The sequence below is a fragment of the Ascidiaceihabitans sp. genome (assembly GCF_039986515.1).
In the GTDB taxonomy this organism is placed as follows: Bacteria; Pseudomonadota; Alphaproteobacteria; order Rhodobacterales; family Rhodobacteraceae; genus Ascidiaceihabitans.
Genome location: NZ_JBDWQO010000001.1, coordinates 1 through 22,428 on the forward strand (window position 1 = coordinate 1; position 22,428 = coordinate 22,428).

Annotated in this window: 35 protein-coding genes and 1 pseudogene; 3 read left to right on the forward strand and 33 right to left on the reverse strand. The window is 53.4% G+C overall.

Annotated features, from left to right (window positions below):
- The 19 genes from rplQ to rpmC all read right to left on the reverse strand — a co-directional run.
- The coding region (rplQ, locus tag ABJL60_RS00005; RefSeq protein ID WP_348502082.1) for a 50S ribosomal protein L17 at positions 1–343 on the reverse strand (343 nt) is incomplete at its 3' end.
- A gap of 136 nt (positions 344–479) precedes the next feature.
- The gene (locus ABJL60_RS00010) at positions 480–1,496 is read right to left on the reverse strand and encodes a DNA-directed RNA polymerase subunit alpha (RefSeq protein ID WP_348502083.1); all 1,017 of its coding nucleotides are present in this window, start codon (positions 1,494–1,496) and stop codon (positions 480–482) included.
- 114 nt (positions 1,497–1,610) lie between these two features.
- A complete protein-coding gene (gene rpsK, locus ABJL60_RS00015; RefSeq protein ID WP_348285874.1) occupies positions 1,611–2,000 on the reverse strand; it encodes a 30S ribosomal protein S11 in 390 nt (129 codons plus the stop codon).
- Between the two features lie 15 nt (positions 2,001–2,015).
- Positions 2,016–2,384, reverse strand: coding sequence for a 30S ribosomal protein S13 (gene rpsM / locus ABJL60_RS00020; RefSeq protein WP_108829428.1), 369 nt, complete (start codon positions 2,382–2,384; stop codon positions 2,016–2,018).
- A 407-nt stretch (positions 2,385–2,791) separates the two neighbouring features.
- A complete protein-coding gene (locus ABJL60_RS00025; RefSeq protein ID WP_348376244.1) occupies positions 2,792–3,439 on the reverse strand; it encodes an adenylate kinase in 648 nt (215 codons plus the stop codon).
- Complete coding sequence (gene secY, locus ABJL60_RS00030) at positions 3,436–4,797, reverse strand: preprotein translocase subunit SecY (RefSeq protein WP_108829431.1); 1,362 nt, start codon at positions 4,795–4,797, stop codon at positions 3,436–3,438. Before secY ends, ABJL60_RS00025 begins: the two co-directional genes overlap by 4 nt.
- Positions 4,798–4,921: 124 nt before the next feature.
- Positions 4,922–5,389, reverse strand: a complete 468-nt coding sequence (rplO, locus tag ABJL60_RS00035) for a 50S ribosomal protein L15 (RefSeq protein WP_108829432.1) — start codon at positions 5,387–5,389, stop codon at positions 4,922–4,924.
- A gap of 209 nt (positions 5,390–5,598) precedes the next feature.
- Positions 5,599–6,360 (reverse strand): hypothetical protein, encoded by a 762-nt coding sequence (locus ABJL60_RS00040; protein WP_348376245.1) that lies wholly within the window; start codon positions 6,358–6,360, stop codon positions 5,599–5,601.
- Between the two features lie 115 nt (positions 6,361–6,475).
- A complete protein-coding gene (gene rpmD / locus ABJL60_RS00045; RefSeq protein ID WP_093922174.1) occupies positions 6,476–6,664 on the reverse strand; it encodes a 50S ribosomal protein L30 in 189 nt (62 codons plus the stop codon).
- A gap of 3 nt (positions 6,665–6,667) precedes the next feature.
- The gene (gene rpsE, locus ABJL60_RS00050) at positions 6,668–7,246 is read right to left on the reverse strand and encodes a 30S ribosomal protein S5 (RefSeq protein WP_108829434.1); all 579 of its coding nucleotides are present in this window, start codon (positions 7,244–7,246) and stop codon (positions 6,668–6,670) included.
- A 196-nt stretch (positions 7,247–7,442) separates the two neighbouring features.
- Positions 7,443–7,802 (reverse strand): 50S ribosomal protein L18, encoded by a 360-nt coding sequence (rplR, locus tag ABJL60_RS00055; RefSeq protein WP_348285877.1) that lies wholly within the window; start codon positions 7,800–7,802, stop codon positions 7,443–7,445.
- Between the two features lie 11 nt (positions 7,803–7,813).
- On the reverse strand, positions 7,814–8,347 hold the full coding sequence (rplF, locus tag ABJL60_RS00060; RefSeq protein ID WP_348376246.1) for a 50S ribosomal protein L6: 534 nt from the start codon (positions 8,345–8,347) through the stop codon (positions 7,814–7,816).
- Between the two features lie 12 nt (positions 8,348–8,359).
- Complete coding sequence (gene rpsH, locus ABJL60_RS00065; RefSeq protein WP_108829437.1) at positions 8,360–8,752, reverse strand: 30S ribosomal protein S8; 393 nt, start codon at positions 8,750–8,752, stop codon at positions 8,360–8,362.
- A gap of 12 nt (positions 8,753–8,764) precedes the next feature.
- On the reverse strand, positions 8,765–9,070 hold the full coding sequence (rpsN, locus tag ABJL60_RS00070) for a 30S ribosomal protein S14 (protein ID WP_108829438.1): 306 nt from the start codon (positions 9,068–9,070) through the stop codon (positions 8,765–8,767).
- A gap of 16 nt (positions 9,071–9,086) precedes the next feature.
- Complete coding sequence (gene rplE / locus ABJL60_RS00075) at positions 9,087–9,641, reverse strand: 50S ribosomal protein L5 (RefSeq protein ID WP_108829439.1); 555 nt, start codon at positions 9,639–9,641, stop codon at positions 9,087–9,089.
- On the reverse strand, positions 9,641–9,946 hold the full coding sequence (gene rplX, locus ABJL60_RS00080; protein WP_348376247.1) for a 50S ribosomal protein L24: 306 nt from the start codon (positions 9,944–9,946) through the stop codon (positions 9,641–9,643). The genes rplE and rplX overlap by 1 nt, the downstream gene beginning before the upstream one ends.
- A gap of 1 nt (position 9,947) precedes the next feature.
- Positions 9,948–10,316: a 50S ribosomal protein L14 gene (gene rplN, locus ABJL60_RS00085; RefSeq protein ID WP_108829441.1), complete on the reverse strand. Its 369-nt coding sequence runs from the start codon at positions 10,314–10,316 to the stop codon at positions 9,948–9,950.
- Between the two features lie 76 nt (positions 10,317–10,392).
- Positions 10,393–10,623 carry a 30S ribosomal protein S17 gene (rpsQ, locus tag ABJL60_RS00090; RefSeq protein WP_348285879.1) on the reverse strand — a complete coding sequence of 77 codons (231 nt, stop codon included), beginning with the start codon at positions 10,621–10,623 and terminating at the stop codon, positions 10,393–10,395.
- Positions 10,624–10,634: 11 nt separating this feature from the next.
- Positions 10,635–10,838 carry a 50S ribosomal protein L29 gene (gene rpmC, locus ABJL60_RS00095; protein WP_108829443.1) on the reverse strand — a complete coding sequence of 68 codons (204 nt, stop codon included), beginning with the start codon at positions 10,836–10,838 and terminating at the stop codon, positions 10,635–10,637.
- A 546-nt stretch (positions 10,839–11,384) separates the two neighbouring features.
- Between rpmC and ABJL60_RS00100 the strand changes: the two genes are divergently transcribed.
- Both ABJL60_RS00100 and ABJL60_RS00105 read left to right on the forward strand, forming a co-directional pair.
- Entirely contained in the window at positions 11,385–11,999 is a 615-nt protein-coding gene (locus ABJL60_RS00100; RefSeq protein WP_348376248.1) for a 2OG-Fe(II) oxygenase family protein, read from the forward strand.
- Between the two features lie 159 nt (positions 12,000–12,158).
- A complete protein-coding gene (locus ABJL60_RS00105; RefSeq protein WP_348376249.1) occupies positions 12,159–12,734 on the forward strand; it encodes a thermonuclease family protein in 576 nt (191 codons plus the stop codon).
- A gap of 58 nt (positions 12,735–12,792) precedes the next feature.
- Here ABJL60_RS00105 and ABJL60_RS00110 read toward each other — a convergent pair whose 3' ends face one another.
- The 12 genes from ABJL60_RS00110 to rpsJ all read right to left on the reverse strand — a co-directional run bounded on the left by ABJL60_RS00110 (position 12,793) and on the right by rpsJ (position 20,772).
- Complete coding sequence (locus ABJL60_RS00110; RefSeq protein ID WP_348376250.1) at positions 12,793–13,170, reverse strand: hypothetical protein; 378 nt, start codon at positions 13,168–13,170, stop codon at positions 12,793–12,795.
- Between the two features lie 246 nt (positions 13,171–13,416).
- The gene (locus ABJL60_RS00115; protein ID WP_348285885.1) at positions 13,417–14,130 is read right to left on the reverse strand and encodes a hypothetical protein; all 714 of its coding nucleotides are present in this window, start codon (positions 14,128–14,130) and stop codon (positions 13,417–13,419) included.
- Between the two features lie 174 nt (positions 14,131–14,304).
- On the reverse strand, positions 14,305–14,718 hold the full coding sequence (rplP, locus tag ABJL60_RS00120; RefSeq protein WP_108829448.1) for a 50S ribosomal protein L16: 414 nt from the start codon (positions 14,716–14,718) through the stop codon (positions 14,305–14,307).
- A 15-nt stretch (positions 14,719–14,733) separates the two neighbouring features.
- On the reverse strand, positions 14,734–15,441 hold the full coding sequence (gene rpsC, locus ABJL60_RS00125; RefSeq protein WP_348376251.1) for a 30S ribosomal protein S3: 708 nt from the start codon (positions 15,439–15,441) through the stop codon (positions 14,734–14,736).
- Complete coding sequence (gene rplV / locus ABJL60_RS00130; protein ID WP_108829450.1) at positions 15,441–15,833, reverse strand: 50S ribosomal protein L22; 393 nt, start codon at positions 15,831–15,833, stop codon at positions 15,441–15,443. Before rplV ends, rpsC begins: the two co-directional genes overlap by 1 nt.
- On the reverse strand, positions 15,830–16,108 hold the full coding sequence (gene rpsS, locus ABJL60_RS00135) for a 30S ribosomal protein S19 (protein ID WP_108829451.1): 279 nt from the start codon (positions 16,106–16,108) through the stop codon (positions 15,830–15,832). The genes rplV and rpsS overlap by 4 nt, the downstream gene beginning before the upstream one ends.
- Before the next feature lie 3 nt (positions 16,109–16,111).
- Positions 16,112–16,954, reverse strand: a complete 843-nt coding sequence (rplB, locus tag ABJL60_RS00140; protein WP_348285887.1) for a 50S ribosomal protein L2 — start codon at positions 16,952–16,954, stop codon at positions 16,112–16,114.
- 490 nt (positions 16,955–17,444) lie between these two features.
- Entirely contained in the window at positions 17,445–18,647 is a 1,203-nt protein-coding gene (locus ABJL60_RS00145) for a hypothetical protein (RefSeq protein ID WP_348376252.1), read from the reverse strand.
- Positions 18,648–18,806: 159 nt separating this feature from the next.
- Positions 18,807–19,103, reverse strand: a complete 297-nt coding sequence (locus ABJL60_RS00150) for a 50S ribosomal protein L23 (protein WP_108829455.1) — start codon at positions 19,101–19,103, stop codon at positions 18,807–18,809.
- On the reverse strand, positions 19,100–19,717 hold the full coding sequence (gene rplD / locus ABJL60_RS00155; protein WP_348285889.1) for a 50S ribosomal protein L4: 618 nt from the start codon (positions 19,715–19,717) through the stop codon (positions 19,100–19,102). Before rplD ends, ABJL60_RS00150 begins: the two co-directional genes overlap by 4 nt.
- A complete protein-coding gene (gene rplC / locus ABJL60_RS00160) occupies positions 19,714–20,439 on the reverse strand; it encodes a 50S ribosomal protein L3 (RefSeq protein WP_348376253.1) in 726 nt (241 codons plus the stop codon). The genes rplD and rplC overlap by 4 nt, the downstream gene beginning before the upstream one ends.
- A gap of 15 nt (positions 20,440–20,454) precedes the next feature.
- On the reverse strand, positions 20,455–20,772 hold the full coding sequence (gene rpsJ / locus ABJL60_RS00165; protein ID WP_011567658.1) for a 30S ribosomal protein S10: 318 nt from the start codon (positions 20,770–20,772) through the stop codon (positions 20,455–20,457).
- Positions 20,773–21,191: 419 nt separating this feature from the next.
- Between rpsJ and ABJL60_RS00170 the strand changes: the two genes are divergently transcribed.
- Positions 21,192–21,539, forward strand: coding sequence for a hypothetical protein (locus ABJL60_RS00170; protein WP_348376254.1), 348 nt, complete (start codon positions 21,192–21,194; stop codon positions 21,537–21,539).
- Between the two features lie 21 nt (positions 21,540–21,560).
- On the opposite strand, the gene ABJL60_RS00175 is transcribed toward ABJL60_RS00170, so the two are convergent.
- A complete protein-coding gene (locus tag ABJL60_RS00175) occupies positions 21,561–22,088 on the reverse strand; it encodes a hypothetical protein (RefSeq protein WP_348376255.1) in 528 nt (175 codons plus the stop codon).
- 177 nt (positions 22,089–22,265) lie between these two features.
- Positions 22,266–22,428: pseudogene (tuf, locus tag ABJL60_RS00180) on the reverse strand (elongation factor Tu); the annotation flags it as partial.

Below are 22,428 nucleotides of genomic sequence, written 5' to 3' on the forward strand. Positions count from 1 at the left end.
ATTCGATGATCGCCATTGGTGCCATGTCGCCATAACGGAAGCCGGCTTTCATGATGCGAACATAACCACCCGGACGATCGGCATAGCGAGGTCCCAGAACGTCGAACAGTTTCGCAACATACTTGTCTTCTTTCAGACGCGATGCAGCGTTACGACGCGAGTGCAGATCGCCTTTTTTCGCCATGGTGATCATCTTTTCGATGATAGGACGAAGTTCTTTGGCTTTCGGCAGGGTTGTTTTGATTTGCTCGTGCTCGATCAGCGAACCAGCCATGTTCGAAAACAGGGCTTTACGGTGCTCATGAGTACGGTTCAGGCGGCGGTAACCACGTGCGTGACGCATATTTCAATTCCTTATAGCGTGTTTTGCTTTGTCTGGAGACCGATGCGTGTCAGTCCCTCTCCTTGGGGCGGAAGTGCCCAGCTTTCCCCGGCAGGTCCGGGCATTGCGCGGGAGGACCAAGGCCCTCCCGAAAGTCTTAGAACGTGTCTTCGAACTTTTTCGCCAGATCTTCGATGTTGTCTGGTGGCCAGTCTTCGACGTCCATACCAAGGTGCAGACCCATGCCCGACAGCACTTCTTTGATCTCGTTCAAAGATTTGCGGCCAAAGTTCGGAGTGCGGAGCATCTCGGCTTCGGTTTTCTGGATCAGATCGCCAATGTAAACGATGTTGTCGTTCTTTAGGCAGTTTGCAGAACGGACAGACAATTCCAGCTCGTCCACTTTCTTCAACAGAAGCGGGTTGAACTCGAGACCGTCGTCTTCATCTGCGCGGGATGCTGATTCAGGCTCGTCGAAGTTAACGAAGATGCCCAGCTGGTCCTGCAAGATACGTGCCGCAAAAGCGACCGCGTCGTCTGGCGTGATGGAACCGTCTGTTTCGACTTTCATCGTCAGTTTGTCATAGTCCAGAACTTGGCCTTCACGTGTCGGCTGAACGTCATAAGAGACTTTCTTGACAGGTGAATAGATCGCATCGATCGGGATCAAACCGATTGGCGCATCTTCTGGCTTGTTCTTGTCCGCTGACACATAGCCTTTGCCGGTGTTCACCGTCAATTCCATGTAAACGTCGGCGCCATCGTCGAGGTGGCAGATCACGTGATCGCGGTTCAGAACCTCGATACCAGCGGATTCAGAAATATCGCCAGCCGTCACAACTCCGGGGCCTTTCGCAGAAATAGACAGACGCTTTGGCCCTTCCACTTCCATACGAATGCTGACCTGCTTGAGGTTCAGGATGATGTCGGTGACGTCTTCACGCACACCGGCAACAGACGAGAATTCGTGCAAAACGTTGTCGATTTGTACAGATGTGATGGCAGCACCTTGCAGTGAGCTCATCAATACGCGACGCAGCGCGTTGCCCATTGTCAAACCAAAACCACGTTCAAGCGGTTCTGCAACCACTGTGGCTTGGCGCGCAGGATCATTGCCCGGCTTTACGTCCAATTGTTGTGGCTTGATCAATTCAGCCCAATTTTTGTGGATCATACGTCCCTCCATTCTTGCTTTTGCCCCATGTCCGAAAGGCAAAAGCGCCCGAGGTTTCAAAAAAGCGGACAGGGGCCGTGCAAAAACACGCGGCCCCCACCGTAGAAGTTAGTCTTAGACGCGGCGGCGCTTTGGTGGGCGGCAGCCGTTGTGGGCCATTGGCGTCACGTCACGGATCGATGTGATGTTAAAACCTGCAGCCGCCAATGCGCGCAGCGCACTTTCACGACCGGAACCCGGGCCCTGCACTTCGACTTCCAGCGTTTTCACGCCGTGTTCTTGTGCTTTGCGTCCTGCATCTTCTGCCGCCATCTGCGCCGCATATGGCGTAGATTTACGAGAGCCTTTGAAGCCCATCGTGCCAGCAGACGACCAGCTGATTGCGTTGCCTTGAACATCAGAGATCAAGATCTTGGTGTTGTTAAAAGAAGAGTTCACATGCGCCACACCTGCGGCGATGTTCTTGCGCTCTTTTTTCTTAGTACGTGTCTTATCGCGTGCCATGATACAGAGCCTCCCTTATTTCTTCTTGCCGGCAATGGCCTTCGCGGGGCCTTTGCGTGTGCGTGCGTTTGTGTGTGTACGCTGACCGCGCACAGGAAGGTTACGACGGTGACGCAAGCCGCGGTAGCAGCCCAGATCCATCAAGCGTTTGATGTTCATCTGTGTGTCACGGCGCAGGTCGCCTTCAACGGTGTAGTTTTCGTCAATGTGCTCGCGCACTTTCAGAACTTCAGCGTCGGACAATTCGTTCACACGACGCGATGCGTCAATGCCAACTGCTTCGCAGATAGCTTGTGCAGATGTTGTACCGATACCGGTGATATATGTGAGGGCGATTGGAACCCGCTTTGCAGTCGGGATGTTTACGCCGGCAATACGTGCCACGTGAGCTTTCCTTTTCGTTGCGGGCCCGTAATCCCGGGCCCTTTTTTCACAACATAGGCCCGAAGCGAAAACGCCGTCGGGCCAAGCTGATCAGGTGATCTGTTTCAATGGAGCGACCATTAAAACTGTTTGATTCTCATTAGAGATAGCGGTGCTTATGAGTATTCTGATTTGGGGTCAAGTGTTGTGCGAAAGATACCTGCACGCTTTCACTCACAAGCATCAAATCTTGCAGGTCCATCTTCAATATACCGCCTCGATCCATCATCATCACAGAAGTCAATTTCAGCATTAAAGTCGCCAAGTTGCACACCAAGAACGAGTCCAGCGATAATACCAACTACTCCCCCAAGGACTGCGCCGACCACGAAAACAGAAAACCTAAACAACGGGCTTACCACTGCGTCTTAGCGATCCAGTACCTTCGCAATATCGCCTTGCACCGTTTCGATATCACCCAAACCATCAATTTTGGCCAGCAGGTCTTTGGCGTAGTAGTACCCCAACAGTGGTGACGTCTTTTTGTAGTACTCCATGAGGCGCGTTTTCAGGCTTTCCTCATTGTCGTCGGCGCGGCGTTGGAATTTACCTTCCGCTCCGCAATTGGTGCACTTGCCATCCGCGGGCTGTGGTTTGGTGTTGTCGTTGTAAACTTCCCCACAATCGCCACACGTTGAGCGAGCAGTGATCCGGTCAACCAGTGCTTCGTCGTCGACTTCCATCTCAATCACCGCATCAAGGTTTTCACCTTCATGTGTTAACAATTCTGTCAACGCATCAGCTTGAGCCAAAGTGCGAGGGAACCCATCAAAGATAAATCCGTCAGCTTTCACGGAGTTCAACTGCTCGCGGATCAGGCCAATCACGATCTCATCTGTCACCAACGCACCACGTGCCATGACATCTGCCACGATCATGCCCATCTCACTGCCACTGTCCTTGGCGGCGCGCAACATATCGCCGGTGCTCAGCTGCACCATGTTACGCGTTTCAACCAAATGACGCGCTTGCGTTCCTTTCCCAGCCCCGGGAGGCCCCAGCAGAATAATGTTCATCGACGTACCGGGCTCCGTTTCTTGCGGGTTTTACTTTTGCCGCGCAGGTTCGATTTCTCAATCAGACCTTCGTACTGATGCGCCAGCAAATGGCTTTGAACCTGTTGGATGGTGTCCATGGTGACAGACACCACGATCAAAACAGACGTCCCGCCAAAATAGAACGGAATAGCAAACTGACCGCGCAAAATTTCCGGCAACAAACACACGGCAGCAAGATACGCAGAGCCAAGGACCAGAATACGGTTCGTCACATACTCAAGATATTCCGCTGTCTTTTTGCCGGGGCGAATGCCTGGCACGAAGCCGTTTTGGTTCTTCAGGTTGTCTGCGACTTCTTCCGGCTTGAACGACACATTGAAGGTGTAGAAGTAGGCAAAGAACACGATCATCGCGACAAAGAACAGCAGGTACAGCGGCTGGCCGGGACCAAAGTTGGCCAATAACCAGGACATGATCGGGTTGGTCGAGTTGCCCGAGAACGTGCTGATGGTGACAGGCAATAGCAACAATGACGATGCGAAGATCGCGGGGATAACACCGGCTGGGTTCACTTTGATCGGCAAGTGGCTAGACCCGCCGTCATAAACCTTCATGCCGACTTGGCGGCGCGGATACTGAATATGCAGCTTGCGCAACGCCCGCTCCATGAAGACCACAAACATGATGGTCACAATCACCATCAAGATGACGCCGATGATGATCGCGGGGCTGATCGCACCGGACCGACCAGAGGCGAAGAACTGCGCCAATGCGGCAGGCACTTCGGCGATGATGCCGACGAAGATGATTAGGGAGATACCGTTGCCGATGCCGCGCGCTGTGATCTGTTCGCCCAGCCACATCAGGAACATTGTGCCGCCGACAAGAGTGATCAGACACGCCACGCGGAAATATAGGCCGCCCTCAGTGACCAAACCGCCGGATTCCAGTGATACCGCCAGACCGTAGGCCTGCAATGTGGCCAAAGCGACCGTGCCGTAGCGCGTATACTGGTTGATCTTTTTGCGGCCCTGTTCGCCTTCTTTTTTCAGTTGTTCCAAAGAAGGGACCATAGAGGTCAGAAGCTGTACGATAATGGACGCAGAGATATATGGCATAATACCAAGGGCAAAGATGCCCATCCGACCCAACGCGCCGCCCGTGAACATGGAAACCATACCGCCGATGCCTTGGCCTGCGTCCTCCATGAACTGCTGCAAAGCGGCGCCATCGATGCCCGGCACCGGAATAAACGTGCCCAGGCGGTAAACGATCAGCAGACCCAGCGTAAACAGGATACGGTTGCGCAAATCCGTGGCTTTGCCCAATGCGGACCAGCTGGTGTTGGCGGCCATGTTCTCGACGGCAGATACCATAAGGTGGCTCTTTCTTTGGCTTATTTGGCAAAACGCCGCCCTGACCGTTTTCCGGTGGGCGGCGAATGGAAAACTCTAGCCAATGTAGGCGGCACTTGGGCCGCCTACAAGGGCGTTCAAGGGCTTACTCAGCCGCCGCTGCAGCAACAGTCAAAGAACCGCCTGCTTTTTCAACGGCTTCAATGGCAGATTTAGACGCGCCTGTGACGGTGATTGTCGCTTTGGCTGTCAATTCGCCTTTGGCCAACACACGGATGCCGTCCAATTTGCGACGGACCAGACCGCTTTCGATCAAAGCGTCTTCTGTGACGGCTTTGGCGTCCAGTTTCTTGGCGTCGATGAATTTCTGGATAAGACCAAGGTTTACAACGGCATAGGCCTTGCGGTTGGGCTTGTTAAAGCCACGCTTTGGCAGACGTTGGTACAAAGGCATCTGACCACCTTCGTAGCCATTGATCGCTACACCCGAACGGGATTTTTGACCTTTGATACCACGGCCACCCATCTTACCGGTGCCGGAACCGGGACCGCGACCAACGCGCTTGCGTGGTTTCGTTGCACCGGGATTGTCACGGAGTTCATTCAGTTTCATGTCGCTTCTCCTTTTGCCGGAAATGACCCCCAGCGACGGGAGCGGTCAAACACGGCGTTACGATTCTATACGGGCAGAAACCGCCCACTGCGCGCGTATAGACGAGGAGTGGAGCGGGATCAAGCGCGGGATGCAAGCGGTGCGCCAATCGCGTTATTTGAAGCTGCCTCACTATCCAAACTTTCTGGCTGTTGGTCCGGTCTTTTTTCTTACGGGTCGCTGCTAAGAATTAGCTCCATTTGTTGCGCCTGATGCAGTTGAAGCCCCGCTTTCTCGGAAACCGCTGCGATCCATTCAGAGACAAATGAAGAAATATCCGATGCGTTTTCGCTCAATAGTTTTGCTATTTCATCTCCGACGCGCAATTCGTCTTGAGTTGGACTTGGCAATTCATTCAAAATGGTTTCAAGCCTTTCCCCGTTGTCCCAAAACTGGAGCGCCGTTCCGAGAGGCCCAGCACCTAAAGTTTCTAATGGTCCGTACAAAAGGTACAGGATGGTGTCTGGGTCACGACCTGGGATCGCGTCTAAACACATCTTTGAGAGGCTTTGCCGTTGAGCTCCGAACCAATCTTGTAAGTGAGACAGTTGTTTCATGTCATTTTCATTCAGTTTGCTTGGGACCCAAGAATGCGCATGATCGTTGAGGGTCAAGGATAGACCTTGAAATGAGTATTCGCTTGGGTTTCGATGGACCTCGCAATTGGCGAGAACCGTAGACGCGAAAACCTTATGTTCGATGTCATCCTTTGGCGCTATGTCCAAAATCCAAGGTAAGGCCGCATACGTCGCGGGGTAGAGCGTGTCTTGGTGGTGCAAGCTTTCCCAAAACAGGTCATCTGCCACGTCGGTATCCCAAGCCTCTCGCAAAATGCGAAGCACGTCCTGTATGTCTTCAAGACCATACGCACTGTAAAGGCGGGACCAAATCGGATCTGAAAGCGGGATTTTCATTTTGGCATTAGACAGCACGACCTTACTCTTCGCAAGTTTTGATCCCTCGTTACAAAATGCAAAAACGCCCCGTGTCTCCACGAGGCGTTTCTACAAACACGTGGTGCACCAAGGTGCACCTTACGGGCTGAATTCAGCCTTTTTCTTCGATGATCTCAACCATGTGAGAGATCGAGTTCACCATGCCGCGCACGGAAGGTGTGTCTTCCAGCTCGCGTGTTTTGTGCATTTTGTTCAGGCCAAGACCGATCAATGTTGCACGCTGTTTTGCAGGGCGACGGATGGGCGAGCCCACCTGTTTGATGACGATTGTTTTAGCCATGGTTTAGGCCTCCTCAGTCGCAGCAGCTTCAGCTGCTGGCGCGTCGTCGCGCTTGGGCAGGATGTCAGCCACCTTTTTGCCGCGACGCTGAGCGACGGAGCGTGGGGAGGACTCTTTCTTGAGGCCGTCCATGGTGGCGCGGATCATGTTGTATGGGTTCTGTGAGCCGATGGACTTGGACACGACGTCCTTGATGCCCAGCATTTCGAACACAGCACGCATTGGACCACCGGCGATGATACCAGTACCTTCAGGCGCTGTCCGCATCACAACTTTACCGGCGCCGTGGCGGCCTTCCATGTCGTGGTGCAATGTGCGGCCTTCGCGCAGCTGAACGCGGATCATTTGGCGTTTGGCTTGCTCTGTGGCTTTGCGGATGGCCTCTGGGACCTCTTTCGCTTTACCTTTGCCAAAGCCAACGCGGCCTTTTTGGTCGCCAACAACCACGAGGGCTGCGAAGCCAAAGCGCTTACCACCTTTTACGGTTTTGGAGACGCGGTTGATCGCGACCAGGCGGTCTGCGAATTCCGGTGTTTCGTCACGGTCACGGCGCGGGCCGCGACGGTTTTCACGTTCTGCCATTGAGAACATCCTTTGATTGGTGGCGCTGCTTTTAGGCGGGCGCTCGTTTGGTCAATCCAAGTGGGCCAAAAGCCCCCGGATCATCGAGGCGGAGGGGATCCCCGCCTGCGCTGTTGTTTTAGGGTGCGGGGCGTATCAAGATACGCCTTACGCTGGATCGTTTACGGGTAAGGTGCACCTTGGTGCACCCCGCCGTTTAGATTTTCAGGCCGCCTTCGCGAGCTGCATCTGCAACTGCTTTGACTTTGCCGTGAAACAAGAAACCACCGCGATCGAAGTACGCTTCTTCAACGCCAGCTTTCTTCGCACGCTCGGCAATTGCCGCGCCCACTTTTGTTGCTGCTTCAACGTTGTTTTTACCAACCGAACCCAGACCTTTTTCCAATGTGGAGGCGGACGCAAGCGTCACGCCATTCACATCGTCGATCAACTGAGCGGAGATGTTTTTGTTCGAACGGTGAACGGAAAGACGCATGCGTCCTGCGTTCACTTTGCGGAGTTTGTTCCGAACGCGCATACGGCGCTTCAGAAACAGTGTTCTTTTGCTGTTTGCCATCTGTGCGTTCCTTACTTCTTCTTGCCTTCTTTGCGGAAGACGAATTCGCCCTTGTAGCGGATACCTTTGCCTTTGTAGGGCTCTGGTTTACGCCATGCGCGAATGTTCGCAGCGACTTGACCCACAAGCTGGTCGTCGATGCCTTCCACAACGATTTCGGTCTGCTTTGGTGCCGTGACTGTCACGCCTTCGGGCGCGGTGTAGTCGACGTCATGGGACAGGCCGAGGTTCAGTTTCAATGTGTTGCCGTTCATTGTCGCACGATAACCAACACCTTGGATTTCAAGTTCTTTCTTGAAACCGTCGGTGACGCCGGTGACCAAGTTTGCAACCATAGTGCGGCTCATGCCCCACTGCTGGCGTGCGCGCTTGGATTTGCCGCGTGGTGTGACAGTGACCGCATCGTCTTCGATCACGATTGTCACATCGTCCGTTGCCTTGAACGAACGTGTGCCTTTCGGACCTTTGACTTCGATCGTTTGGCCCGACATGGAGGCGGAAACGCCTGCAGGAAGAGCGACTGGTTTTTTACCAATACGAGACATTGATGTATCTCCTTAGAATACGGTGCAGAGCACTTCGCCGCCAACATTGGCTGCACGTGCGCTTGCGTCCGACATCACACCCTTTGGGGTGGAGACAATCGACACACCAAGGCCCTGACGGACAACGGGAATGTCATTGACGCCCATGTAAACGCGCCGACCGGGTTTAGAGACCCGCTTCAGTTCGCGAATAACAGGTTCGCCCTCGTAATACTTCAGGCTGATTTCGATGGCCGGGTGGCCGTCTTTGCCTGTCGTTGCTTCGTAGCCGCGAATGTAGCCTTCGTCCGCCAGCACGTCCAACACCCATGCACGCAGTTTTGACGCTGGTGTTTCAACGGTGGACTTGCCGCGCAATTGGCTGTTCCGGATACGTGTGAGCATATCTGCGATAGGATCGTTCATCTTATGCTCTCCTTACCAGCTTGACTTGACCATGCCGGGGATTTGACCGGCAGAGCCGAGATCCCGCAACGCGATCCGCGAAATTTTCAGTTTACGGTAGTACGCGTGCGGACGACCGGTGAGTTGGCAGCGGTTGTGCAAACGCACAGCAGAGCTGTTGCGCGGCAGTTTCGCCAAGGCCAAGGACGCGCGGAAACGCTCTTCCATTGGCTTTTCCTGGTCGCTGATGATTGCTTTCAGCTCGGCACGCTTTGCAGCATACTTTTTCACCAGCTTTTCGCGTTTTACTTCACGCGCGATCATTGATTTTTTAGCCATGTGCTATCCTTCCCGCTTACGAGTTGAAGGGCATGTTGAAAGCTTTCAACAGGCTCTTTGCTTCGTCGTCGGTCTTCGCCGTTGTGGCGATAACGATGTCCATGCCCCAGGTCTCATCCACTTTATCAAAGTCGATTTCCGGGAACACGATGTGCTCTTTCATGCCCATGGCATAGTTGCCACGACCATCAAAAGATTTGCCAGATACGCCGCGGAAGTCGCGGATACGAGGCATTGCAATCGTGATCAGACGATCAAGGAATTCATACATACGTGCGCCGCGCAGGGTCACTTTCGTGCCCAAAGGCATGTCTTCACGTACGCGGAAGCCCGCGATGGATTTTTTGGCGATGGTTGTCATGGCCTTCTGACCGGCAATTGCTGTCAGATCTTCCTGTGCTGATTTGGCTTTTTTGCTGTCGCGAACCGCTTCAGCGCCACACCCGATGTTCAGGACGATTTTGTCCAGACGCGGGATCTGCATGTCGTTTTTGTAGCCAAATTCTTCTTTCATCGCCGGACGAATTGTATCCGTGTATACCGATTTCAGACGGGGTGTATAATCAGCCATTAGATAACGTCCCCTGTAGTCTTGGCGTAACGCACTTTGTTGTCACCATCCATTTTAAAGCCAACGCGTGTGGCTTTGCCGTTTGCATCCAGCAACGCGAGGTTGCTGAGCGCGATTGGCATGGCTTTTGGAATACGGCCGCCTTGGGATTCCTGAGACTGACGTGTCGCGCGGATGGCGATGTTCAGACCCTCAACAACGGCTTTGCCCACTTTTGGATCAATGGAAGAGATTGTACCCTCTTTGCCCTTGTCCTTGCCGGTCAGCATGACGACCTTGTCGCCTTTTTTCAGCTTAGCAGCCATATCACAGCACCTCCGGAGCGAGGGAAATGATTTTCATGAAGTTTTTGGCGCGCAATTCGCGAACAACTGGCCCAAAGATACGAGTACCCATTGGTTCGTTGTTGTTGTTCAGAATAACTGCGGCGTTGCCGTCAAAGCGGATGGCTGTGCCATCATCGCGGCGAACTTCTTTTGCCGTGCGAACGACAACGGCCTTACGGACGTCACCTTTCTTAACACGACCACGAGGAATGGCTTCCTTAACCGAGACGACAATGATGTCGCCTACGGATGCGTACTTACGCTTGGAACCACCCAGAACCTTGATACACTGAACACGGCGTGCGCCGCTGTTGTCAGCTACCTCAAGGTTTGTCTGCATCTGGATCATATGGTTTCTCCCGACCTGTAGGGGGCGATGCGTGCCTGATCCCTAGGGTTTCGATTATACTGTTAGATCACGCAGCTTACGCTGTGATCACTTCCCAGCGTTTTGTCTTCGACTTAGGCGCACATTCGATGATGCGGACTTGATCGCCAGTTTTGAAGGCATTCTGTTCATCGTGGGCCCGGTACTTTTTGGACTTACGGATGGTTTTCTTCAGAACAGGGTGCGTGAAACGACGTTCAACGGACACTGTTACTGTTTGGGCGTTGGCATCAGACGTCACTGTGCCGGTCAAAATACGCTTAGGCATAGGTGCAGTCCTTATTCAGCGGCCGCAGCAGCGGCTTTTTCGTTCAAAATTGTTTTGATGCGCGCAGCGTTACGACGGGCCGCACGAATTTGCGCTGGGTTTTCCAGTGCACCTGTGGCCGCTTGGAAGCGCAGGTTGAAGCTTGCTTTTTTCTCGTCTGCCAGCTTGTCACGCAGCTGGTCTGGCGTCATGTCACGCAGTTCTGAGGCATTCATTGCCATATTCCTTTTTCAACATCACCAGTTGGCCCCGTTCTGAGTAGTCGTCCGGGTGACCATGATTCTGGTGGAGGTCATGATAGATGGCTGCGTATAGGAGTGTTTGCGGGGTGTGGCAACCCTTAGTTCTTTGGCTTTTGACGTTTGAGGTATTGGTGCCGAAGGATGAGTGTCAGGGGCATTGTAAACAACACAACCAAACCCACCAACTCTTCAACGATGTCGGGATCAAATCCCAGACTATCGCTAAGCCCAATCAAGGGCAGTGTGATAGGTAGACTGACAAAGAATGATACGACAGCAAGCGCAAGCATGAAACCAGCCGCTCTAACCAGAAACCTCAGATACCAGCCTAAAAAATTGGAGAAGAACCATAGATAGAGCCAAAGCGCACCTAACATCAACACCGCGAACACTGTCCAAAACACGTAGGGCGAAGAATACAACCACTGCTTACACGGCTCTCTACTAAAGAGACCCAAAGCGGTAAAGAACATTCGGTTTACATATCGCTTTCAATCCAATGTTGTTTTATCCAGCCCTATGTCCATAACATCCCTCTTCGTGACCCGCCTGTACCGCGCCCATCTGTCTGAACAAGGCGTTGTTGATCCATCCGAGTTGGAAAACTCTTGCTGGGCCATCGCCAATGACGACGAGGCGGGGCAAGAGTGGTGTGAGGATAACGGCTATCCCGGCTACACATCCTATGCGTCCCTGACCGACCTGCCCTGGCGCTTTCCGATCTTTGCTGATCTGGTCAAGGTGCTCGACGCCCATGTCGCCGCCTTTGCCGAGGATCTGGAATTTGATCTGGATGGAAAAGAGCTGAAGCTGGAGGACATCTGGATCAACATCCTGCCCGAAGGCGGCGTGCATACGTCCCACATCCACCCGCATTCCGTGATCTCCGGCACGACCTATGTGGCGATGCCTGATGGAGCGTCGGCGATCAAGTTCGAGGATCCGCGGTTGCAAATGATGATGGCAGCCCCTGCCCGGTCCAAGGACGCGCGGGAAGAGTTGAAGACTTTTACTTATGTGGCGCCTGAAGTCGGGGAGGTTCTGCTATGGGAAAGCTGGTTACGCCATGAAGTGCCGGTGAACATGGCGGAGGATGAGAGGATTTCTGTTTCTTTCAACTACAGCTGGGGGTGATGGAAACTGAAATCGTTGCGCGGCGTCGTGTCAAAGACATGCCATAAGCCGCACAAAGGGGTTTTGGGCGCTCCACAGCGATTCCCGCCCTACTTGCAAGCGATCGAAAACCAATGTTAGCCTTAATCATTGTTTTAGTGAGTTTGACGGGTCGTTTTTATGGAAGTGCTTTTTCTCATTTTGCTGCTGATTGTCGCGATCTACCTCGCCAATCCCAAAGGGCTTAAGCCGCGCAAATATTCCGCGCCGCCGCCCGAACCCAAAGAGGCACCCGCCCCTCAACAAGAGCAGGTGAAGCCTGCCGCACCCAAAGCCCAACCGCAAAGCCAACAGCGCAAAAAGGTCGACCACGCCCCTCCCCCGCCGATCCCATCTTCGATGGAGATCAAAGGCAAGGCTTGGGTGATCGATGGGGATACGATTGCGATCAACCGGATCAAGATCAGGTTCGCAGGCATTGATGCACCGGAATTGGATCAACCCTGGGGACAGAAATCCAAATGGGCGATGGTGAAGCTGTGTAAGGGGAAGGTTATCACGGTCAAGCTGACGGGCGAAACGTCGTATGATCGGCTGGTTGGGACATGTTATCTGCCCGACGGACGCGATCTGGGGGCCGAGATTGTGAAGGCTGGTTTGGCGCTGGATGGGGGGCTGTATTCCAAGGGGAAATATAAGGACTTGGAGGACCCAGAGATGCGGCGGAAGTTAAGAGGTTATGGGAGGTGGCGGTGAGCGATTTATCAAACCGCCACCCCCACCTTTGTTAAGGCTCTCGCTCTTAGCAGGCAGCTTAGTTGAATTTCACCGCTGTTCCGCTGACCACACGGCATCCCCAGCTCAGGGCGCAGACGGTAACGTCACTGATTTGCGTGTTGATGACGGCATCGGCACCTACACCGGCCGCCTTGATACGCAAATTTGTTTGCGCGTCCTCAACGGTTGGCGTCTTGCCAAAGGCGGTCTTTTTTCCAACGTCGGCTTTCACTTCGCCAATCACCGTAAAATTACCGTTGTTGACGGTATTGCCGCTGACAAGCTGGATCTGGTTGATGGGCGTTGTGGTCGCGGCTTGAGCTTCGGCAGCTTTCGTTCCGATATCGGCGGGGGCTGTCATGGTGTCACAGGCGGCGAGGGCAGACAGGGCAACAATGGCGAAAAGTTTTTTCATGGGTACATCACTTTGATTGTTTCTATAGGGATACAATAGCAAAGAATAGAAACGTCTTGAAGATAAACGCGTGCTGCAAATGAACGCAGGCGGTGTGCTATTCAGGTGTGAACTTACTAGTTTGCGCACCGCGCCCGAGCCGAGGGGATGGTGCGAAGCGCCCTCCCCATGGGGGAGGCTCAGGCGCTGCCCAATCTTTGATTGGGAACCGGGGTTTATGGGTTCAGCGATTTTTTTGACCGCATATCAACAGATGATGATCGGCTCAGACACAAACACAACGCTCCGATTATCAAACATCGACTGGAACTCAGGCGTAAGATATTTGTCCAATAGGGATATAGAGTAGATATTCTTGATCTTGGTCAAATCAAACAGGTCTTCTGGCAATTCAGAGTAGAGCGTGATTTGTCGAAGTGCCTTCAAATCCAGAAGTGGAGATATGCCCGAGATTTGTCCTCCGTCTACACGCAGGTTTTTCAGGTTTTGCAAACTCGAGATGTAGTCCAAGGTTTCATCTTCCCTCCCCGTGACAGCCAGCTCAACTAGGCTGGTCAGATTGGCAATCGGCGCGGGATCGACATCCTGATGAAGCAGGGAAACGTGGAGCGTTTTCAACTTTGGGAAATGAACAAGCCCGCTGAGGTCCGTGACTTGGGTCTCTCGTATATGCAATTCAGTCAAATGGCTCATATCTGCAATATCATCAAGGTGCACAAAGTTTGTTCGGCTGACCATAAGAACGGTCACATGCTTCAGCCCATTCAAAACTGTGTAATCGCGCAACGGGCTGCCATCCAAATTCAGAGTTCTGCACTCTATTTCGATGCATGCGGCCACGGCGCGGTCTCCCCGGTCGTAGTCTGACTGAGAAAAGAACCTGTTTTCTGAAATCGTGCAGGATGCCAGGGATGATACCGCAAGGAGCGCCAGTATAAAAATCCTAGTGAAATACCACATCACCTGTTCCCCTGAAGCTTAATCTAAAACAAGTGGACATTTTGATTCTCGTCAAGGGAAAAGCCCCCGCTGATCTCTCAACGGGGGCCTCATTAACTCTACCGTGGCCGGAACGGGTATTTCTTTGAAATACCCTGCCTCCGGCTGGACAGAAAACGCTTTGCGTTTTCGTCCTTACCAGTCTTCGCGGACGACGACGCGTGTTTTGATCGGCAGTTTCATCGCCGCCAGACGCAGGGCTTCGCGGGCGATGTCGTCGTTGACGCCATCGATCTCGAACATCACGCGGCCGGGTTTGACTTTGGCTGCCCAACGGTCAACAGAGCCTTTACCTTTACCCATACGAACTTCGATGGGTTTGGCTGTGACAGGCACGTCTGGGAAAATACGGATCCAGACACGGCCCTGACGTTTCATGTGACGTGTCATCGCGCGGCGGGCCGCTTCGATTTGACGGGCTGTCACACGCTCAGGCTCAGTCGCCTTCAGGCCGTAAGTGCCGAAGTTGAGGTCGGAACCGCCTTTTGCCAGACCCTTGATAGAGCCCTTAAACTGCTTGCGGAATTTGGTACGCTTTGGCTGAAGCATCTAAATGCCCTCCTATCAGCGACGACCGCCAGCACCGCGAGGTGTTGGGCCGTCTTGGAGTTCTTGTGCTTTACGGTCACGTGCCTGTGGATCGTGTTCCATGATCTCGCCTTTGAAGATCCAGGTCTTGATGCCGATGATGCCATAGGCGGTCTCAGCTTCAACGTGAGCGTAATCGATGTCGGCGCGCAGTGTGTGCAAAGGCACACGACCTTCGCGGTACCATTCGGTACGCGCGATTTCTGCACCACCCAAACGGCCAGCCACGTTCACACGGATGCCCAAGGCCCCCATGCGCATCGCGTTCTGAACGGCACGCTTCATGGCGCGACGGAAAGATACCCGACGTTCCAATTGCTGTGCGATGGATTCGCCAACCAATGCGGCGTCCAGTTCCGGCTTGCGAACTTCAACAATGTTGAGGTGCAATTCGGACTCTGTAAGGTTCGCCAGCTTCTTGCGCAAAACTTCGATGTCTGCGCCTTTCTTGCCGATGATAACGCCGGGACGTGCAGTGTGGATCGTGACGCGGCACTTCTTGTGTGGGCGCTCGATGATCACACGAGCGATGCCCGCTTGCTTGCACTCTTCTTTGATGAAGGCACGCATTTTCAGGTCTTCCAGCAACAGATCGCCGTAATCCTTGGTGTCCGCATACCAGCGGCTGTCCCAAGTACGGTTGACCTGAAGGCGCATACCGATTGGATTTACTTTGTTACCCATTAGGCTTGCTCCCCTGACACTTCTTCAACTTGACGCACTTTGATGGTGATCTCGGCGAAAGGCTTCATGATCTTGCCAAAGCGACCACGGGCGCGTGGGCGACCGCGTTTCAGTGTCATGTTTTTACCAACCCAAGCTTCGGCGACGATCAGCTCGTCAACGTCCAGATTGTGGTTGTTTTCTGCGTTCGCAATTGCCGACTGCAGGCATTTTTTCACGTCTTGCGCGATCCGCTTTTTGGAGAATGTCAGGTCCGTCAGGGCCTTGTCGACTTTCTTGCCACGGATCATTTGCGCAACGAGGTTCAGCTTTTGAGGGCTGGTGCGCAGCATGCGTGTTTTTGCCATTGCTTCGTTGTCAGCGACGCGGCGAGGGTTCTTATCCTTGCTCATTTGCGTTTCGCTTTCTTGTCAGCGGCGTGGCCGTAGTAGGTACGTGTTGGCGAATATTCACCAAACTTCTGACCGATCATTTCCTCGGAGACGTTCACCGGGATATGCTTCTGGCCGTTGTACACGCCAAATGTGAGGCCCACAAACTGGGGCAAGATGGTTGAGCGACGCGACCAGATCTTGATCACTTCGTTGCGACCGCTTTCGCGGGACGCTTCGGCCTTTTTCAACACGTAAGAGTCGACAAAAGGACCTTTCCAAACAGAACGACCCATAAATTAGCGTCCCTTTTTCTTGGCGTGACGCGAGCGGATAATAAGCTTTTGCGACGCTTTGTTTTTGTTGCGTGTGCGCGCACCCTTGGTTGGTTTGCCCCATGGGGAAACCGGGTGACGACCACCAGAGGTCCGGCCTTCACCACCACCGTGAGGGTGGTCGATCGGGTTCATAACGACACCACGAACACTTGGGCGGATGCCCTTGTGACGCATACGGCCCGCTTTACCGAAGTTCTGGTTTGAGTTGTCGGGGTTGGACACGGCACCTACGGTGGCCATGCATTCCTGACGCACCAGACGCAGTTCGCCCGAAGACAAACGGATCTGCGCGTAACCACCATCACGGCCCACGAACTGGGCGTATGTGCCGGCGGCACGAGCGATCTGACCGCCTTTGCCTGGCTTCAACTCGATGTTGTGAATGATTGTACCGATGGGCATGCCGGAGAATGGCATCGCGTTACCGGGTTTGATGTCTGCCTTGGCGGCCGAGATCACTTTGTCGCCAACCGCAAGGCGCTGAGGCGCCAAGATGTAGGCCTGTTCGCCGTCTTCGTATTTTACGAGCGCGATAAAGGCTGTGCGGTTAGGGTCATATTCGATGCGCTCGACTGTGGCCGCCACATCCATTTTGTTGCGCCGAAAATCTACGATACGATAGAGGCGCTTTGCCCCACCGCCCTTGCGGCGCATCGTGATCCGTCCGGTGTTGTTCCGTCCGCCGTTTTTCGTCAAGCCTTCAGTGAGGGCTTTGACCGGGCGGCCTTTCCAGAGCTCCGAACGGTCGATCAGTACCAGCCCACGCTGGCCCGGCGTCGTCGGTTTATACGACTTGAGTGCCATGTTATCCGTCTTCCGTTTTGCTATGTGACGGGTTGCCCCGCCTGTGGTTATAGGCCCCCGTAGGTGCCAGAGTTTGGTGTGGTGTGGTGGGTTGAAACCCACCTTACCGTGTGCCGCGTAAGGTGCACCTTGGTGCACCCGTGCGGACAACAACGAAGCCCCAGACGAATCTGGGGCTTTGTCGATGGGGTCTGATAGGGGGGATGGGGTATGGGGTCAAGCCGGTTGGGCTTGTTTTGTTGGGTTTGCTGGTCTTGTTGGGGAACTGACGGCGCGCGGCTGGCCGGGGGCTGACGCTGTGACGGGTGTTGAGGCTACTTTGTGGCAGCTGCTTTGATGTGGGATTTGAGAGGGAATGGCCACCTATCCAAACGTCAGGCCGTCCTGGCAAAGGCAAGCCATCTGTAAGGCGCACCTCTGGTGCGACACGGCCAGCCGTGCGCCCGGCGCCTGCAGCTTGTTTCCGGGCGAAGGTGTAGAATGGAGCTCCCTATTCTTCCACGGAATCTAATAATCTTTCGAAACGTCGTGCGACATGTTGGTTATCAACTCGACTTTTAATGTTCTTATTCTGGCCAAAATCAGCCAGGCGATCTCGGATCAGGTCTGCCTCCTTTACAAACAAGTCTAATATTAACGGGGATGCTGTATTGCTGTAGTAGACGTGCCGAATATTCCCATAGGATGTTCGACCTCCTGGAGTTCCAATATAGGTCAAAACCATCCATTCTAAGATTCCATTGGCCGGATCAGCAGGGCAAGCCGCAAAGCCTCCAATTTCTGAAAATCGACGAATTACATCGCCATGTTTTTCGTACGCGCCCCAGTTCGTACCGACTTCTTTCAATCGGTCTAAATATGCTTTGAACAGCTCCTTGCGAGCGGACTGTTTTAAATACGGCATTGCTCCACATGCCGTGGCGACACGTGCGTGCCGTTCATCCAGTCCACTCCGACCTATTCGTTTTTGAAAACTAGTGGCGAGATCCACCAAAACAGAGTTTGCAGCCAATACCCTCAAGGAATTCAGAAAGGTAAATGAATTCTGTTGGATAATGTCGGACTTGTCTTTGTCTAGGGATATACCAACTAAGAACTTCAAAATTTCCTGTTGTCGAGGCTTAGGTGCTCTTTCGAAGTCAGAAAGCAATTCCTCCCCCGGTTGTGCTTTGGACGCCTGTTCAACAAGATCTTTGACGTCGGAAATCTTTAAGAGGTCTACAGGGTCAGCGGCCAATATGACCTCGATACATGTACTAAAGATATACACGCAATCTTCTATCCCAGCTTCGTATTCATCGTCTTCATGTTCAAGGTCTCGACGGATTTCATAGCTTCTGCATACTCTGCGCCACTCCGGCCTTGTGAAAAGGCCCATCCTATATGCTAAATCAATGACTTTTGAGGTTGGATAGTCTTCGACGTCTTCATCTTTGTTAATCGGTGGAAGCTTAAACTGGATAGCCGCTTCTTTGGCAATATCAGTTCCAGCGATGACAATTTTTTCTCGCAAATCATGTATTGCAGCATTGAAAAGGCGCTGACAGGCGCTGCTGGGGTCGACTTCCAAAAGCCGATTTACCCGTTGTATCAAAGACTTTGCTTGCCATTGCGGTCGAATTCTCTGCATCATCTGTGGCACGCCAGAAGACGTCATTAAATCTACATTGGCTGCTGGAACTAAATTAGGCATATTCAAATCTTTCAAACAACTGATCTGTTAAAATACGATCGCAATCAGCCTTGACAACCATTTTCAAGCCAAAATACAAAAAACCCCAGCCTCTTCCAAGACTGGGGTCTCTCAACTTCATTCGTAAGGTGCTGCCTTTGGCGCACCCACACGCAGACCTTACAGCCCGGTGCTCACGTCGATTGTGTTGCCTTCTTCAAGCGTCACATATGCTTTCTTGACGTCTTTGCGCTTACCCAACGCACCACGGAAGCGCTTTACTTTGCCCTTTGTGATGGTTGTGTTCACAGCCTTAACCTTCACACCAAACAGCGCCTCAACAGCGTCTTTGATCTGGGGTTTGTTGCTGTCAATCGCCACTTCAAACACAACCGCACCGTTTTCAGATGCCATTGTCGCTTTTTCCGTGATGATCGGCTTGCGGATCACGTCGTAATGTTCTGCCTTGGCACTCATTTCAAGCGAGCCTCCAGTGCTTCGACGCCCGCCTTCGTGAGCACGAGTGTGTCACGCTTGAGGATGTCATATACGTTTGCGCCCATTGTCGGCAGGATGTCCAAGCCTTCAATGTTGCGGGATGCTGTCAGGAAGTCTTCGTTGACGGTCGCCCCATCGATGACCAAAGCGCGTTTCCAACCGAGGTTTTTCACTTGCTTGGCCAAGGCCGCTGTTTTGCCGTCAGACGCCGCGTCTTCGATCACAACCAACTCGCCCGCTGCCATTTTGGCAGACAGCGCGTGGCGCAGACCCAATTTGCGGAACTTCTTTGTCAGGTCGTGGCCGTGCGAACGCACAACGGGACCTTTGTAAACGCCACCCCCACGGAAGATCGGTGCCGAACGTGCGCCGTGGCGTGCGCCACCGGTGCCTTTTTGGCGATAGATCTTCTTTGTGGAATAGCTGACTTCACGACGGGTTTTCACCTTGTGCGTGCCAGCTTGGGCGTTGTTGCGCTGCCAGCGCACGACGCGGTGCAGGATGTCTGCGCGTGGCTCGAGACCGAACAGGGCCTCGTCCAGGTCAACAGAACCGGCTTTGCCGCCGTCCATTTTGATCACATCAAGTTTCATGCTTCACCACCTTCCGCAGGGGCCTCTTCAGCCGGAGCTGCTGCCGCTGCCGATTTCAGAGCGGCCGGGAACGGCACGCCTTCTGGCAATTTCTTTTTCACAGCGTCTTTGACCGTGACCCAGCCGCCTTTGGAGCCTGGGACAGCGCCTTTGATCATGATCAGGCCGCGATCTGCGTCCGTTTTCACTACTTCAAGGTTCTGCGTGGTCACGCGGGCAGCGCCCATGTGGCCGGCCATTTTCTTGCCTTTGAAAACTTTACCCGGGTCCTGACATTGGCCGGTGGAGCCGTGCGAACGGTGAGAGATAGACACACCGTGTGTCGCACGCAGACCGCCAAAGTTGTGACGCTTCATCGCACCGGCAAAACCTTTACCGATAGATGTGCCTGACACATCAACCTTTTGACCATCAAGGAAGTGCTCGGCAGAGAGCTCTTCGCCAACGGCGATCAGGTTGTCTTCAGAGACGCGGAACTCGACCAGTTTGCTTTTGGGCTCAACCTTTGCGGCGGCGAAGTGCCCACGCATGGCTTTGCTGACGCGCTTTACTTTCGCGGTGCCAGCACCCAACTGCACGGCTGTGTAGCCGTCACGGTCGTTTGTTTTCTGTGTCACAACCTGCAGGCCGTCCATTTGCAAAACGGTCACAGGGATCTGCTTGCCGTCTTCCATGAACAACCGGGTCATGCCGATTTTCTTTGCGAGAATTCCAGAGCGCATAATCAATACCCTCCTTTAAGACTGCAATTTGATCTCGACGTCCACACCAGCCGCAAGATCAAGCTTCATCAGCGCGTCTACGGTTTGTGGGGTCGGATCTACGATGTCGAGCAGGCGCTTGTGCGTGCGGATCTCGAACTGATCGCGGGATTTTTTGTCAACGTGGGGGCCACGCAGAACTGTGAATTTTTCGATCTTGTTCGGCAGCGGAATTGGGCCGCGAACAGATGCACCGGTACGTTTGGCGGTATTGACGATTTCTTGTGTGGATGTGTCCAACACGCGGTAGTCAAACGCCTTCAACCGGATGCGGATATTTTGGCTTTGTGCCATATGTCGTCATCCCTTGAATTTGGGATTGAGATCGGAGAGGAGGATAGCGGCTCATCCGGCACCCTCATCGCGTCTTTTGGCGAAACATAAAGAAGGGCACGCATGGCGCACCCTTGTTCCGTGAGTGGGCGTATAGGGGGAGTCGCTTAAGTCATCAACCCTTTATTTGACTTACCCGATATGGGGCTGCACAGGACCGTGTTGTGGAGCAGCGAACCTTTGTTGATGGCACTTTATCGCACCACACCTGCTGACCTTCAAAAAGGCAGCGAATCCCTTTCCAAAAGCACCAGCCAGTCGGACGGTCCGGTGCTGCCCGGCGCACTGTGCGCTTGATTCCGAGCTGGGACCAGACGTAAGTTCAATCAAAATAGCCACTGTTGAAAAGCACGCCAGAAAGCTTGAAAACCGGAGCCGCAATGAAACCTCAACACCCTCTTTGGGAACACATAAATATCCACTGGACAGCAGCGTCTCAACCAAATCCTGGTGCAATCGAAAGCGCGACCCAATTACTGTCATTGCTAAAACAGCGAAACCGCGCTTTCCCTACGGACAGTGATCGGGGATATTGGCCGACTGTTTCGTTTGCCTGGGCCGACTCCGATATTGAATTGGAGGTGTTTGACGGGTCATTTGAGCTACAAGTTCACCCGGAAACGGCGCAAACCAAGCTGTTCAATGTATTAGAGTTTGACGCAGACAGCCCAGAAGACTTGGAAACATTACTTGAGATGATTGAGAGACACACTGGCGAAGCACTTTAGGCCTTTAAGTCAACAACCGTTCTACTCCCGCGCCAAAAACGCAGTGATCTCTCGCTGGGGCACGCCGTTCTTCACCCGCCGGAACAACAAATCCAAACCGCCGTCCGCCAGCGTCCGGTGGTACTCTTGCAGCTCATATTCACCGTTTTCCGTGATTGCCAAAGAGAACACTGAAAACGTGTCGCCTTCAAACCGGGACCATACAAATGGTTCCCCCTTCAATGGGTCCAACGGCACTTGTTTGCCGAAGATGTTGGTCTTCATGGCTGAGCCGTAGATATTGTCGCGGTCGCTGGGGACAAAATCGATTTCATTGGTGCTTTCGCGGATGTCGCCGTCGTCGCGGTAGGATGTGGAGGTCCACGTCAGTCGGAAGCCTTCGTCGGTCGGAACCATGTCCACGCGAATTGTCCGTCCCTTGGTTTCACCATCCAATACGACATCTGCCTGACCAAGATAGCTGCCTACGAAATGGCCAATTGAATTCGCCAACGCAGGGATAGGCGTCAGCATGGCAAGGGTAAGAAGTACAGCGCGCAGCCGGGACAAAATGTGTTTCATACGCTTAAGATAATGCGTCTTTTATGAATTGTCAGTGAAAGATAAAAAGAAAAAGGCCGCCCCCGTTTCCGGAAGCGGCCTTTTCTATAACTTCTGAGTGCTCCGTCTCTGCTCTCATTGCTCTTGCAGAGCAATTGCCGCAGGTGACGGCCACCGTTTCTAAAATTACTCAGTGATTTTAGAAACAACGCCAGCGCCGACTGTGCGGCCGCCTTCGCGGATCGCGAAGCGCAGGCCTTGCTCCATCGCGATAGGCGCGATCAGCTCAACGTCGAACTTCAGGTTGTCGCCCGGCATAACCATTTCCGTGCCTTCTGGCAGCGCAACT